The sequence below is a fragment of the Saccharothrix longispora genome (genome assembly GCF_031455225.1).
In the GTDB taxonomy this organism is placed as follows: Bacteria; Actinomycetota; Actinomycetes; order Mycobacteriales; family Pseudonocardiaceae; genus Actinosynnema; species Actinosynnema longispora.
Genome location: NZ_JAVDSG010000001.1, coordinates 4,492,856 through 4,507,099 on the forward strand (window position 1 = coordinate 4,492,856; position 14,244 = coordinate 4,507,099).

Sequence of the window (14,244 nt, forward strand, 5' to 3'; positions counted from 1 at the left end):
GCGAGTCGAACGTCCGGGTCGCGCGAGTCGAACGTCCGGGTCGCGCGAGTCGAACGTCCGGGTCGCGCGAGTCGAACGTCCAAGACCCCTGAGTTCTACATTCAGGCATACCGACCGGTCGGCTCGAACGTGGAACTCACCGGACCTGGGCGTACGACTCGCGGGACCCGGACGTACGACTCGCGGGACCTGGACGTACGACTCGCGGGGACTGGGGGTGGACCCCGCCTGGCTCGGTGGCGACCTGCTCGGCGACGCGCGCGTGCCTGTGGCGGGTCCGGTTGACGCGCTAGACCGGCGTGGGGTCGCCGCACAGGAACGCGTAGAGGGCGTCCCCGGCGGGCACGGGCGCGTCCTGCGGGTGCCGGACGAGCCAGAGCTTCAAGTCGTCGGCCACGCCGTAGGAGTCGAAGTCCTCGCCCTGCGCGACGACCAGCAGGCAGTCCCCCGCGCGCCACACCGCGTGGTGCCACGCCTCGTCGTGCGTGCCGGTCGCGACCGGTTCGCCCAGCCGCGCGGCCACCCGCTCGACCCCGGCCCGGAACAGCGCGTCGAACGCGTCGCGCCCGGCGTCCGCGTCGACGGCCCACTGCGGGCCGAAGTGGTCGAAGAAGTCCTCCTCGCCCACGGTGTCCTCCAGGAACACCGCGAACGCGACGGCGAACGCGGTCACCCGGTCGGGGTCGAACCCCACGCCGACGACGAACGCCCGGTCGCCCGCGTCGAGCCGGTAGTCCATCTCCTCGTGGACCTGCCACGCCACGGGCGTCGCCGGCAGTCCGGCCGCCACCCAGGAGGCGTCCAGGTCGTCGCGCTCCCACGACGCGCCGGCCAGGGAGAGCAGCGCGTCCGCGGTGGCGTCGTCGAGCGGGTGCGAGGCAAGGGGCATCAGGACCAGGGCTCCTCGGTGACGGTGGTGGTGCGGTCGTGGTCGGCGGCTTCCTCGACGGCCAGCGCGACGCGGTGGTCGTGGACGCCGTCGGCCAGCGGGTACGGGGGCTCGCCGGCGTCCTCGACCCAGCGCGCGGTGTCCCGGAGCAGGGTGGCGATGGCGATCTCCTCGTCGTTCCACCGCTGTCCCTGGAAGGGGTTGCGGTACAGGACGGTCGGGCCGTGGCTGATGTGGTCGGTGTCGTAGCCGTCCAGGTCGAGGTCGTAGCCGGTCTGGCGGCGCACGAGCGGGGTGCGCGTGATGGTGCGGTCGCCGGCGAGGTGCACGACCTCCTGGTCGCGGACCTCGCCGAGCGTGCCGCGCACCAGCAGGCGTCGCGTCAGCAGCTGGTTGTGCCACTGGTTGTCGGTGAAGTCGTAGACGCCGAGGCCACCGCCCTCGAAGGAGAGCGTCGCGATGGTCGTGGTGGCGGGTGCGACGCGCGGTTCGGCGATCCAGCCGGACCGGTCGATCGGGTCGAGCAGGGGCGCGGTGGACCGGGTGGCGCGCACGGTGACGGGTCCGCGCCCGACGCCGAGGTAGGCCCGGATCAGCGACACGGCGTGGTACTGGTGCGTCGAGGACACGTCCGCCCGCGTGGGGTCGCCGATCGTGCCGGACCGCACCAGGGCGAGCCGGGCGGCGTGCGCGGGCATGCGGGTGTACTGCTCGGCGACCTGCACCAGCCCGCTCGCCCCGACCGCCGCCCACAGCCGCCGCAGCCCGTCGAGGTCGGGCGCGGGCGGCGTCTCGGCCAGCACCGGCACGCCGCGCTCCACCAGTTCGACGACGAGACCCGGTGTGACCTGCCACGGCGTGGCGGTGACGACGAAGTCGGGCTTCGCGTGGGCCAGGCACTCGTCCAGCGAGGTGAACACGGGTACCGGCAGGTCCTTGGGGCCGCGGGACACGATCCCGGCGCAGACCGGGTCCCCGAGGGCGGCGGCGAGGCGCCGGAAGTACTCGGCACGCCAGCCGGAGCCGACGATCGCGAAGCTCGTCACCTCCCCATCCAACAACAGCGCGCCCGGGGGACTCCCACGCCCCCGGCAGCGCGACCCCGGCAGCGCGAGCACCGCGCCGGGCACGGCGCCGGCCGGTCCGCGGACCCGTTCCCGCCCGATCCGGGCAGCCACCGCCGCCGAACTGACCCATACTCGGTGGTAGTCACTCGTTCGTGGACTACCGGAGGTCGCCGTGGACACCACCGTGGACACCGCCGTCGACGCCTTGCGCGCACGCCTGGGCGCCGCCGTGTTCAGCCGCGTGGCGGGCCCGGACGGTCCGGCGACGCGCGACCGCATCCACCTCGACCCGGGACCGCGCTGGTTCGCCCCCGACCGCCCGGTCCGGCGGGTGCACGGTGACGCGGCCATGTTCATCGGCGGCCTGCGCGCCCTGCTGCTCCAGTCGCTGCACCCGCTCGCGATGGCGGGGGTGGCGGGCCACTCGGACTACCGCGAGGACCCGTGGGGCCGGCTCCAGCGCACCAGCGCGTTCCTCGCGGTGACCACGTTCGGCACCGCGGCCGACGCCGAGCGGGCGGTGGCCAGGGTGCGCGGCATCCACCGCCGCGTGCGCGGCACCGCGCCCGACGGCACGCCGTACCGGGCGGACGACCCGCACCTGCTCGACTGGGTGCACGTCGCCGAGGTCGACAGCTTCCTGCGCTGCCACCAGCGCTACGGCTCGGACCGCCTGACGCCCGCCGAGCAGGACGGCTACGTGGCCGACACGGCGCGCGTGGCCCGTGCGCTGGGCGTGCTCGACCCGCCGACCACGGTGGCCGCGCTGGACGCCCGCCTGGCCGCGTTCCGCCCGGAGCTGCGCGGCACGCCGCAGGCCCGCGAGGCAGCCCGCTTCCTGCTGCTCACGCCGCCGCTGCCGGTCCCGGCGCGGGTCCCGTACGCGGCCATCGCCGCCGCGGCGGCGGCCTCCCTGCCGCTGTGGACGCGGCTGCCCCTGCGCCTGCCGTTCCTGCCGCTGACGGAGGCCACCGCGGTCCGCCTGGCGGGCCACGGCATCACCGGGGCGATCCGCTGGCTCCTCCCCCCGCCGGCCTCGGCCTGATCCGGCGGGTCACCGCTCGACGACGCAGCAGATCCAGTACCGACCGCCCTCGTGGCGCACCCCGTGCGTCTCGCTCGCGAAACCCGGGAACCGGCGGTCGAAGTCCTCCAGCACGCGCAGGTAGCGGACCAGCGCGCTGTCCGACGCCCCGACCCGCTCCCCCGGCACCAGCACCGGGATGCCCGGCGGTGTGGTGGTGACCTGCGTGGCCACCACACGGCCGGCGAGGCCGTCCAGCGGCACCAGTTCGGTCTCGCCGCGCACGAACCGCTGGTACGCCTCCGCCGGCGTCATCGCGGCGGTCGGCGGCTCGGCGCCGGTGAACGCCTCGTTGAGCAGTGCGACGACCTCGCCGTCCACGAGCCGCTCGTGCACCTCGCGGCACAGCTGCGGCAGCGTCGTGCCCGCGTACCGGTCGGGGTGGGCGCGCACCAGGTCCGGCAGCACCTCGGCGAGCGGCGCGTCGTGGTCGTGCAGGTGCTTGAAGTCGGTGAGGGCGTCGAGCAGCGTGCCCCACTTGCCCTTGGTGATGCCCATGGAGAACAGCACGAGGAACGTGTAGACGTCGGTCTTCTCCACGACGATGCGCCGCGTCTCCAGGTAGGCGGTGACCACGCGGGCGGGCACGCCGGACGCGGCCACGTTCCCGCGCGCGTCCACACCGGGGCAGGTGACGGTGACCTTCACCGGGTCCAGCAGGCAGAACCCCTCGTCGAGGTCGGGGAAGCCGTGCCAGTCGGCATCGGGGTCGAGGGTCCAGCGCGCGGGGTCCGACAGCAGCAGGTCCAGCGGCGCGTCGGCGACCTCCGGCGGCTGCCAGACGCCGAAGAACCACGGCGGCCGGTCGCCCGCGTCGGCCAGCCGCCGCCCCAGCCGGACGACCGCCTGCCGGAACCGCACCGCCTCGGTGATCGCCTCGGTGTTGAGCCACCGCCCGGCGGGGCCGTCCATCATGCCCGCCGCCACGTCGCAGCTCGCGATCATCGGGTACAGCGGCGAGGTGGTGCCGTGCATCATGTACGTCTCGTCGAACCGGGACCGGTCGAACGGCGCCCTGCCGCCGGACTTCACGTGGATCATCGCCGCCTGGGACAGCGCCGCCAGCAGCTTGTGCGAGGAGTGGGTGGCGAACACGGTGGGCAGCCGGGACTCCGGGTCCTCCACCGCCATACCGTAGCGCCGGGCGTAGAGCGGGTGGAACCGGGCGTGGGCGAACCACGCCTCGTCGAAGTGCAGCACGCGGGTGGACTCGCCGAGCAGGTCGGCGACGCGCACCGCGTCGTAGCACAGGCCGTCGTAGGTGGAGTTCGTGATCACCGCGTACACCGGTTCCCCGCCGGCCGCGATCGGAGTCCGGTCGACCCGGGCGCGCACCGCGTCGGCGGTGAGCCTGCCCGGCGGGACCGGCCCGGTGATGCCGTAGCCGTTGCGGGTGGGCACGAGGTAGACCGGTCGCGCGCCGGCCAGCACCACGCCGTGGTTGATCGCCTTGTGGCAGTTGCGGTCCAGCAGCACGACCTCGTCGCGGGCGACGGTGCCGTGGACGATCATGCGGTTGGACGTCGACGTGCCGTGCAGCACGAAGTACGTCACATCGGCGCCGAACACGCGGGCGGCGTTGCGCTCCGCGTCGCCGACCGGTCCGGTGTGCTCGAACAGCGAGCCCAGCTCGCCGACGGACACCGACACGTCGGTGCGGAACAGGCGCTCGCCGTAGTACTCGTAGAACGCCCGCCCCACCGGCGACTTGAGGAACGCGATGCCGCCCGCGTGCGCGGGGGTGTGCCACGAGTACGGGTGGGTGTCGTCGAACCGGCGCAGTTCCCGGAAGAACGGCGGCAGCACCTGGTCGAGGTACTGGCGGGCGGCGAAGTCGATGCGGCCCGCGATGAAGTCGGGGGTGTCCTCCAGCAGCCAGATCCACCCGTTGACGACCTCGGAGATCCACAGCGGCGCGTCGGCGTCGTAGTCGCCGGAGGTCAGCAGGAACACCGGCAGGCGCGTGGAGAACCGGTCGAGCAGCACCCGCAGCACGCCGCCGGTGGACCGGCACTCGTCGCCGACCAGCTCCCAGCTGATGACGGCGGCGGCGATGTCGGCCTCGGCGGTGACCACCGACACCGCGTCGGACGCCGAGTGGACGAGCACCACCTCGTGCCCGGCCTCGTGCAGCCAGGCGCGGACCTGCTCGACCTTCGCCGCCGGGACGGCGCTGTCGCCACCCGGCCGCTCGGTGGCGATGAGGACCGTGGATCGTGCCATGGGGGCTCCTTCCCGCGGCGGCGAGCGTGGCACGCCGGCACGGGAACGACTGCGAGGAACGCCTGACCGGGGACCGTCTTCACCCGGTCGTGGCGGGTCGATCAGCCGCACGGGGGCAGCCAGGCGCGGGTGGCGGCGGTGAGGGCCGCGACGCCCAGGCCGAGGGTGGGGTCGACCACGGGCGCGAACAGGGGCGAGTGGTTGGCGGGCTGGGCGGCCACCCTGGCGCGGATGTCGTCGAGCGACGTGGCGCCCTCGAACGCCGCCGGGTCGGCGCCGCCGAGCAGCCAGTAGACCAGGGGCGCGCCGGCGGCGGTGGCGAGGACTCCGACGTCCTCGCTGCCGGTGACCGGTCCCGGGTCCACCACGACCGGGACGGCCGAGGCGAGGGCGGCGCGGGTCCGCTCGACCGCGTCCGGGTCGTTGACCACGGCCGGGAAGCCCGTCTCGACCACCACCTCGGGCGGTGTCGGGGCGCCCGAGGCGGCGGCCTCCGCCCGCACGATGCGCTCCACGGCGGCGAGCGCGCGGGCCCGGACGTCCGGGTCGTAGGTGCGGATGCTCAGCAGCAGTTCGGCGTCGTCGGGGATGACGTTGGCGACCGTGCCCGCGTGGATCGCGCCGACGGTGACCACGACCGTGTCGGTGGCGGCGGTCTCGCGGGACGCGATGGTCTGCAACCGCAGGACGACCGAGGCGGCCATCACGACCGGGTCCACGGCGGCCTCCGGGCGCGAGCCGTGCCCGCCCCGGCCGTGCAGGGTCACCCGGACGCCGTCGGCGGCGGCGAACGCCGGGCCGGGTCGCAGGCCCAGCACGCCCGCCGGGATGGGCGCCACGTGCTGCCCCAGCACCACGTCCGGTGTGCCGAAGCGCTCGAACAGGCCGTCGGCGACCATCGCCTCGGCCCCGCCGCCGACCTCCTCGGCGGGCTGGAACACCGCCAGCACCGTGCCCGACCAGGAGGCGCGGTCGGCCGACAGCTCCCGCGCCGCCCCGACCAGGCACGTCACGTGCACGTCGTGCCCGCACGCGTGGGCCACCGGCGTCCCGTCGACCACGACCCCGCTGGCGTAGGGCAGGCCGGTCCTCTCCTCGACCGGCAGGGCGTCCATGTCGGCCCGCAGCAGCGCGGTGGGCCCCTCGCCGTTGCGCAGCACGCCGACCACGCCGGTGCCGCCGACGCCCTCGGTCACCTCGAACCCGGCGGCCCGCAGCTCCCGGGCCGCGACACCGGCGGTGCGCGTCTCGGCGAACCCCAGCTCGGGGTTCCGGTGCAGGTCGCGGTACAGGTCGGCGAGGTCCATGGTGATCACTATCGCACCGGCGCGACGCGGAGCAACCGGGCCTCGGCGCGGTGGCCGGACCCGGCCTCGCGGCGGACCGCGCGTCGAATGGTGTCGAACAATTGTCGAACGGGCCGTCCATATCTTCGAACGACACCTTTCCCCAAGGCTGTGAGCTGCTGTTTTCATTTCCCGCTGTCGAAACTGTTGCGCCGCCGACGGGTCACCGGGAAGCATCGTGCCGGGCGATTCGTGCAAAGGAGCGAAATGGCCGGTCCGCGAGGCAACTCAAGAATGGCTCGGTGGTGGGTCGGACTGCTGGCGAGCGCCGTCGCCACCGTCCTGGCCGGTTTCGGCGTCGTCGCCGCGACCAACGCCCAGGCGGCGTCCGGCTGCCGCGTGGCGTACGCGGTGCCGAGCCAGTGGCAGGGCGGTTTCTCCGCCAACGTCGAGATCACCAACCTCGGCGACCCGATCTCCGGGTGGCGGCTGACGTGGGCGTTCCCGTCGGGGCAGGCGGTCACGCAGGCGTGGGGCGCCTCGGTCACCGCGTCGGGTGGGCAGGTCACGGCGGCGAACGCGGGCTGGAACGGCTCGATCGCCACCAACGGCAAGGTGTCGTTCGGCTTCAACGGCACGTGGACGGGCAGCAACACCGCGCCGACGTCGTTCGCGCTCAACGGCGTCGCGTGCACCGGGAGCACCGACCCGACGACCACCACCACCACCACGACCACGACCACGACGAACCCGCCCGCGGGTGACGCGATGGCGGCCGTCGCGGCGATGCAGCCCGGCTGGAACCTCGGCAACTCGCTCGACGCCACCGGCGCGGACGAGACCTCGTGGGGCAACCCGCGGATCACCGAGGCGCTGCTGGACAACGTGCGCGCGCAGGGCTTCAAGAGCATCCGCATCCCGGTCACGTGGGGTCAGCACCAGGGCGCCGCGCCGTCCTACGCGATCGAGCCGGCCTACCTGGCGCGGGTGAAGGAGGTCGTCGGCTGGGCACTGGCGGACGGCTTCTACGTGATGGTGAACATCCACCACGACTCGTGGCAGTGGATCTCGAACATGCCGGGCGACCGCGCGAACGTGCTGGCCCGCTACAACGCGACGTGGACGCAACTGGCGAGCGCGTTCCGCGACTCGTCGAACAAGCTCGTCCTGGAGAGCGTGAACGAGCCGCAGTTCACCGGCAGCTCCGGTGACGCGCAGAACGCGCAGCTGCTCAACGAGCTGAACACCTCGTTCCACCGGATCGTGCGCGCCTCGGGCGGCGGCAACGCCACCCGCCTGCTGGTCCTGCCGTCCCTGCACACCTCGGCCGACCAGGCGCACCTGGACAACCTGAACGCCACGTTCACCGCGTTGAACGACCGCAACCTGATCGCGACGATCCACTACTACGGCTACTGGCCGTTCAGCGTGAACATCGCGGGCGGGTACCGGTTCGACGCGACCGCGCAGAAGGACCTGACGGACGCGTTCGACCGCGTCCACAACACGTTCATCGCGCGCGGCATCCCGGTGATCCTGGGCGAGTACGGCCTGCTGGGCTTCGACCGGCACACCGGCACCATCCAGCAGGGCGAGAAGCTGAAGTTCTTCGAGTTCTTCGGCCACCACGCGAAGTCCCGCAAGATCACCACGATGCTGTGGGACAACGGCCAGCACTTCGGCCGCACCTCGTTCCAGTGGAGCGACCCGGAGCTGATCGCGCAGATCAAGTCGAGCTGGACGGCCCGGTCCGGCACGGCGTCCACCGACCAGGTGTTCAACCCGAAGTCGGCGGCGGTGAGCGCGAAGACGATCACGCTGAACCTCAACGGGACGACGTTCTCGGGCCTGCGGCACGGCGGCACCGACCTGGTGCGCGGCACGGACTACACCGTGTCGGGCGACCAGCTCACGCTGTCCGCGCCGCTGCTGACCCGGTTGCTCGGGTCGCGGGCGTACGGCGTGAACGCGACGCTGTCGGCGCGCTTCTCGGCCGGCGTGCCGTGGCGGATCGACCTGGTCACCTACGACCCGCCGGTGCTCCAGGCGGCGGCCGGCACGACCGCGTCGTTCGCGATCCCGACCGCGTTCCGCGGCGACAAGCTGGCCACCATGGAGGCGAAGTACGCCGACGGCTCCAACGCCGGGCCGCAGAACTGGACGTCGTTCAAGGAGTACGACCACACCTTCGCGCCGGACTACGCGGCGGGCACGACGCTGCTCAAGCCGGAGTTCTTCGCGGAGGTGAACGACGGGGCCAGGGTCACGCTGACGTTCCACTACTGGAGCGGCACGACGGTCACCTACCACGTCACGAAGTCCGGCTCGTCCGTGACGGGCGCGGTGGCGTGATACTGGTCGGGTGACGATCAGGGAGGCGCTGGACGCGCTGGCCGCGGGTGACCTGGCGCGGGCGCGGGAGGCGGTGCGCGAGCCCGCTTCCCCGCTCGCCGCGGCGCTGGCGACGCACCTCGACGGCGCGGCGGGCGGGTCGGTGTACGACCGGCCCGCCGCGTTCGAGGCGTTCGTCCGCGGCGGCGGCAACGTGGCGTTGTACGAGGCGGTCGTGGACGCGCTGGGGGCGCTGTACGAGCGCGTGCGGCCGGTGACGCTGCTCGACGTCGGCTGCGGTGACGGTCGGGCGCTGCGGCCCGCGCTGGACCGGCCGCACGCGCCGACCGGGGTGACGGTGGTGGAGCCGTCGCGGGCGCTGCTCGACGCGCTGCGGCTGCCGGGCGCGACCGCGTTCCCGGGGCGGGTGCAGGACTTCCTGGCCACCACGGCCACCGGGTACGACGTGGTGCAGTCGACGTTCGCCCTGCACGCCGTCCCGCACGGGGAGCGGGACGGCGTGCTGGCCGACCTGGTGGCGCGCGCCGGGGTGCTGGCGCTCGTCGAGTTCGACGTGCCGGACGTGCCGCACGCCGGTCCCGGGCACCGCGCGTTCCTGGCCGAGACCTACGAGCGCGGTCTGGCCGAGTACGGCGAGGACCGCGACCTCGTCGCGCAGGGCTTCCTGATGCCGGTGCTGACCGGGCAGCTGGTGCCGGGCGCGGTGCGGTCGACGTGGGAGCAGCCGGCGGCGCGGTGGGCGGAGCAGGTGGCGCGGGCCGGCTTCGGCGACGTCGTCGTCACGCCGCTGCACGACTACTGGTCCTCCCCCGCGTTCCTGCTGACCGCCACCGGGTCGGCGGGCGCGTGACCGGGGCGGACGACTGGGTGCGCGACCTGGTCCACCCGGACGACGGCGTGCGGTGGGCGGCGCTCGACCGGCACCAGACGGCGGTCCGGCGGGCGTTGGTGCGGGCGCACACCAGGATCGACCCGACCGTCACGAGGAGCTTCGACCCGGCCCTGTGGGCGGCCTACGAGGTCGAGCCGGCCGGCAGCGCGTTCGGCGCGTTCGACCTGCGCGCCCCGGAGCGGAACACCCTGTTCCCGGAGTGGGAGAGCGCCTACCAGGAGGAGTGGCGCTCCCCCGACTCGTACACCGCCTCCCAGCACACCCGCAAGTGCGGCATCCTCCACCGGTTCACCCGGCGGGGCTTCCCGGCCGGGCTGCGGCACCGCGTGCCGGAGCTGATGCTGCGCGCGCGGGCCGCCGACCTGCTCGACGCCGACGACCCGCTGACCCGCCTGCGCGCCGCCTTCCTGCTGCACCTCGCCGACCACCCGCCACGGCGGATCACCCGGCGGACGTGGCGGCAGTGGCCGGCCGACCCGGACCTCGCGCCGCTGCCGGTGCGGTGACCGGTCAGGGGGCCTCGCGCGCCTCCTCCCGCGCGGTGACGGCGAGGACGACGACCGCCGCGGCGGCCAGGGCGGCGCTGGTCCACGCGGCGTCGCGGTAGTCGTGCGTGGCACCCGTCACGGCGGCGGCCAGGAGGGGACCGGCGAACGCGCCGACGTTCAGGGCGGCGGTGGCGAACGCGCCGCCCAGGGTGGGCGCCCGGTCGGCGACGTGCAGGACGCGGGCCACGAGGGTCGACCCGACGCCGAACGACAGGCCGCCCTGCACGACCGACAGGACGATCAGCGGGACGGGGGCGGCGGCGGTCAGGGCCAGTGCCGCCCAGCCCGCCGGGAGGGCGCACAGCACCGGCACCAGGCCCGGTCGGAGTCGTCCGTCGGCCAGGCGGCCGGCGGCGGTCACGCCGGCGAAGGCTCCCGCGCCGAACCCGGCGAGCAGGGCGGGGACCGCGGTGGCGGGCAGGTGCGCCACCTCGGTGGCGAGGACGGCGAGGTAGGCGAAGGTCGCGAAGGTCGCGCCGTTGACGAGGGAGGCGAGGAGCAGCGCCGAGCGCACGCGGCGGCCGCGGAGCACGCGTGCCTCCCGCCCGACCGAGACCGCGGGGGCGTCGGCCGGCGTGGTGGGCGCGTCGCGGAACACCAGGACCAGGGCGGGCAGGCACAGCGCCGCGACCGCCCAGAAGGCCGACCGCCACCCCGCCCACTCCCCCAGCAGCGCGCCCGCCGGCACGCCGACGACGCAGGACAGCGTCACCCCCGACACCAGGGTGGCGGCGGCCCGCGCGGGGGGAGCCAGGCTCGTCGCGACGGACATCGCCACCGCGAGGAACCCCGCGTTGACGACCGCGGCGACGACGCGGGTCGTGAACAGCACGGCGAAGTCCGCCGTGAGCGCGCCCACGACGTGCACCGCGACGAACGCGGCGAGGAAACCCGCCAGCGCCACTCGGCGGGGCCAGTGGGCGGCCAGGACCGCCATGAGCGGTGCGCCCGGCACCATGCCCGCGGCGTAGGCGGACGTCAGGCTCGCGGCGGCGCCCACGGACACGGACAGGTCGCCGGCGATACCCGGGACCAGGCCGGACAGCATGAACTCGGACGTGCCCTGCGCGAACACGGCAAGGCCGAGGACGTAGACGAAGAAGGGCAACGGATCACTCCGGATCGACGTGCGGACGGGGGAATCCGCGCGTCGGTCGTCGGGGTCACCACCTCGGGGAGGTGCGAGCCGACACGCGGAACGTCGTCCGGTCGCCGGGAACGGGGTCGGGAAGCTGGCCGGTGGCCGTCAGCCGATGCGCCGCCGGGCGACCGGCGGCTCCGCTCTGTCCGATTCGGGGCTCGTCACACCCGACACCCTACCCACGCCCGCGGTGGGCCAGGACGAGGAACTCGCCGTCCGGCGCGCCGATCGGCTCACGACCCCAGCCGCCGTGGATGGCGTCCACGGTGAACCCCGCGTCGGCGAGGGTCGTGCGGAGTTCGCCTTCCCCGCGGAAGCGCATGGTGGCGGAGCCGAGCAGGTGGTCGCCGCCGGGGAACTCGTAGTGGTGCGTGAAGGAGACCAGGCCGCCCTCGACCGCGGTGACCTCGGTCCACTCCACCACTTCGACCTCCCCCAGCCGCACGGTGCGGCGCGTGTCGGCCGGGTTCCACGCCTCCCACGCCCGGGCGGCCGGGTCGCGGGTGTCGAACACGAGCCTCCCGCCGGGCACCAGGGCGCGGTGGAGGTCGGCGAGCAGGCGGGACCAGGCGTCGTCCCCGACGACGAACTGCGCGACGTGCGCGGTCATCAGGGCCGCGTCGAACGCCCCCGACGGCGCCACCTCCGCGCCGCCCTCCAGCCACGTCACGCGGTCCGCGCCCGGCTTGGCGCGGGCCACGTCCAGCGACGCGCGGGCCGGGTCGACGCCGGTGACGCGGTGGCCCGCGGCGGCCAGGCCGAGGGTCACGCGGCCGGTGCCGCAGCCCACGTCCAGGACCCGGGCCGCGGGCGTCGCACCGATCACCGACACGAAGAAGTCGTCGTCGCGGCCCCACCCGTACTCGGCATCGTAGAGCGGCACGAGGCGGGGGTCGCGGAACTCGCCGTGGTCCATGCCCGGCACGCAACCACGGCGCGCCGGGGCCGTCCACCGGCGTGCGCGGCGTCGAGGGGGATCGCGTTCCCGCCGGGCCGGGCGTCCCCGCTCGACCGCCTCGCGCTCAGGTCCGGTCGCGCAGGCCGAGCGGGCGCAGGTCGGTCCAGTTCTCCTCCACGTACGCGCCGCACGCCTCGCGGGTGTCCGGGCCGAACACCGCGTCCCAGCCCGCCGGGACGTCGGCGAACGACGGCCACAGCGAGTGCTGGCCCTCGTCGTTCACCAGCACGCGGAAGCGGCCTTCGGGGTCGTCGAACGGGTTGGTCACGGGAAAGTCCTCCGGTCGGTTCGGTGGTGGCGTGTCGGTTCGGCGGTGGCGCGTCGGTTCGGCGGTGGCGCGTCGGTTCGGCGGTGGCGCGTCGGGGGGTCAGCTGACGGGCGCGGCGGTCGCGGCGTACCGGGGCTGCGCGGGAACCGCGGCCGTGCCGCCGACGAGCCCCTTGCGGTCGAGCACGGACCGGAGGATCTCCCCCACCCGCACGGAGGTGTTCGACAGCAGCGAGGACGAGATGCCGTGCGTGTGCTCGGTGCCGCCCTGGAGGTACAGGCCCGCGAGCACGTCGTCGTCGGTGTCCAGCCGGTAGTCGCGGCCGACGACGAGCCGGCCGCGCGCGTCCCGGGCGCAGCGGGCGGCGAGGTCGCCGAGCAGCGCGGTCGGGTCGGCCTCCAGGTAGCCGGTGGCGTAGACGACCGCGTCCGCGTCGAGCACCTCGCGTTCGCCGGTGGCCAGCGACTCGACGGTGACGCGCAGCCCGTCCACGCCGTCGTCCAGCCCGGCGACGCGGGACAGGTTGAGCAGGCGCAGGCGTCGCGCGCCCAGCACCTTCTCCCGGTAGGCGCGGCGGTACAGCTCGGCGATCAGGTCGTTGTCGACCACCGCGTAGTTGGTGTTGGCGTGGTAGTCCATGAGCTGCCGCTTGACCTGCTCGGGCGCGCCGAAGTAGTCGTCGACCGCGTCCGGGTCGAAGATCCGGTTGGCGAACGGGCTGTCGTCGGCGGGGCTGTAGCCGTAGCGCGCGAACACCGCGCACACCTCGGTGGCCGGGAAGTGCTCGTGCAGGAACGCGGTGACCTCGGCGCCGCTCTGCCCGGCGCCGACCACGACCAGCCGCTTCGGGTCGTGCAGCGAGCGCACGCGGTTCAGGAAGTCGCGGTTGTGCCAGACCCGCTCGGAGGGGAGCACGCCGTCGGGCAGGCTCGCCCGGAGACCGGTGGCCAGCACCAGGTTGCGGGCGCGCAGCACCTCGACGCCGCCCGCCGCGGTGCGGGAGGTGACGTCGAAGTGCGTGGTCACGCCGTCCTCGACGACGGGTCGCACGTCCACCACGTCGTGGCCGTAGGACACCAGGTCGTCGACGCGGCCGGCGGCCCACTCGAAGTAGTCGTGGAACTCGACCCGCAGCGGGAACAGGCTCTTGTGGTTGATGAAGTCGACCAGCCTGCCCCGGGCGTGCAGGTAGCTGAGGAAGGTGAAGGTGCTGTTGGGGTTGCGCAACGTCACCAGGTCCTTGAGGAACGACACCTGCATGGTGGCGTCGTCGATCAGCATGCCCCGGTGCCACCCGAACGTCGCCTGGCGCTCCACGAAGTGGGCGGTCACCACGTCTTCGGCCGCCGCGGCGGCGTTGTGCTCCGTGACGGCGATGGCGAGGGCCAGGTTGGAGGGCCCGAAGCCGACGCCGAGGACGTCGAAGACCGGTGGCTGTGGCATGGCTGTCCCATCGGTGCGACAACAGGGAAGATCGAACTTTGGTTACCCTAACCTAAGTTCGCGCGCAACGGGAGTGATCCAGCCCTCCTCATA

12 protein-coding genes are annotated in these 14,244 nt (G+C 74.1%); 4 read left to right on the plus strand and 8 right to left on the minus strand.

Annotated elements, in window-relative coordinates; genetic code table 11:
- Positions 1-289: 289 nt before the first annotated feature.
- Together J2S66_RS18085 and J2S66_RS18090 are read right to left on the minus strand one after the other, a co-directional pair.
- Positions 290-889 (minus strand): hypothetical protein, encoded by a 600-nt coding sequence (locus J2S66_RS18085; protein ID WP_310308311.1) that lies wholly within the window; start codon positions 887-889, stop codon positions 290-292.
- The gene (locus tag J2S66_RS18090; protein WP_310308312.1) at positions 889-1,935 is read right to left on the minus strand and encodes a Gfo/Idh/MocA family protein; all 1,047 of its coding nucleotides are present in this window, start codon (positions 1,933-1,935) and stop codon (positions 889-891) included. The genes J2S66_RS18085 and J2S66_RS18090 overlap by 1 nt, the downstream gene beginning before the upstream one ends.
- Positions 1,936-2,128: 193 nt before the next feature.
- Between J2S66_RS18090 and J2S66_RS18095 the strand changes: the two genes are divergently transcribed.
- The gene (locus tag J2S66_RS18095; protein WP_310308314.1) at positions 2,129-3,001 is read left to right on the plus strand and encodes an oxygenase MpaB family protein; all 873 of its coding nucleotides are present in this window, start codon (positions 2,129-2,131) and stop codon (positions 2,999-3,001) included.
- A 9-nt stretch (positions 3,002-3,010) separates the two neighbouring features.
- Here the strand turns inward: J2S66_RS18095 and J2S66_RS18100 are convergent, their stop codons facing one another.
- Together J2S66_RS18100 and J2S66_RS18105 are read right to left on the minus strand one after the other, a co-directional pair.
- Complete coding sequence (locus J2S66_RS18100) at positions 3,011-5,263, minus strand: Orn/Lys/Arg family decarboxylase (protein WP_310308316.1); 2,253 nt, start codon at positions 5,261-5,263, stop codon at positions 3,011-3,013.
- A gap of 101 nt (positions 5,264-5,364) precedes the next feature.
- The gene (locus J2S66_RS18105) at positions 5,365-6,570 is read right to left on the minus strand and encodes an amidohydrolase (protein ID WP_310308318.1); all 1,206 of its coding nucleotides are present in this window, start codon (positions 6,568-6,570) and stop codon (positions 5,365-5,367) included.
- A 273-nt stretch (positions 6,571-6,843) separates the two neighbouring features.
- Here J2S66_RS18105 and J2S66_RS18110 point away from each other — a divergent pair, with 273 nt between their 5' ends.
- From J2S66_RS18110 to J2S66_RS18120, 3 genes are read left to right on the plus strand one after another with little or no spacing between them, the layout of a single operon-like run.
- Complete coding sequence (locus J2S66_RS18110; RefSeq protein ID WP_310308320.1) at positions 6,844-8,901, plus strand: cellulase family glycosylhydrolase; 2,058 nt, start codon at positions 6,844-6,846, stop codon at positions 8,899-8,901.
- Positions 8,902-8,911: 10 nt separating this feature from the next.
- On the plus strand, positions 8,912-9,751 hold the full coding sequence (locus tag J2S66_RS18115) for a class I SAM-dependent methyltransferase (RefSeq protein WP_310308322.1): 840 nt from the start codon (positions 8,912-8,914) through the stop codon (positions 9,749-9,751).
- Entirely contained in the window at positions 9,748-10,299 is a 552-nt protein-coding gene (locus J2S66_RS18120; RefSeq protein ID WP_310308324.1) for a hypothetical protein, read from the plus strand. Before J2S66_RS18115 ends, J2S66_RS18120 begins: the two co-directional genes overlap by 4 nt.
- Positions 10,300-10,303: 4 nt before the next feature.
- On the opposite strand, the gene J2S66_RS18125 is transcribed toward J2S66_RS18120, so the two are convergent.
- The 4 genes from J2S66_RS18125 to J2S66_RS18140 all read right to left on the minus strand — a co-directional run bounded on the left by J2S66_RS18125 (position 10,304) and on the right by J2S66_RS18140 (position 14,151).
- Positions 10,304-11,449, minus strand: coding sequence for a Cmx/CmrA family chloramphenicol efflux MFS transporter (locus J2S66_RS18125; RefSeq protein ID WP_310308325.1), 1,146 nt, complete (start codon positions 11,447-11,449; stop codon positions 10,304-10,306).
- A 208-nt stretch (positions 11,450-11,657) separates the two neighbouring features.
- Positions 11,658-12,398 carry a class I SAM-dependent methyltransferase gene (locus J2S66_RS18130; RefSeq protein ID WP_310308327.1) on the minus strand — a complete coding sequence of 247 codons (741 nt, stop codon included), beginning with the start codon at positions 12,396-12,398 and terminating at the stop codon, positions 11,658-11,660.
- A gap of 106 nt (positions 12,399-12,504) precedes the next feature.
- Positions 12,505-12,708 carry an MbtH family protein gene (locus tag J2S66_RS18135; protein WP_310308328.1) on the minus strand — a complete coding sequence of 68 codons (204 nt, stop codon included), beginning with the start codon at positions 12,706-12,708 and terminating at the stop codon, positions 12,505-12,507.
- Positions 12,709-12,807: 99 nt separating this feature from the next.
- Positions 12,808-14,151: a lysine N(6)-hydroxylase/L-ornithine N(5)-oxygenase family protein gene (locus tag J2S66_RS18140; protein WP_310308329.1), complete on the minus strand. Its 1,344-nt coding sequence runs from the start codon at positions 14,149-14,151 to the stop codon at positions 12,808-12,810.
- Between the last annotated feature and the right edge of the window lie 93 nt (positions 14,152-14,244).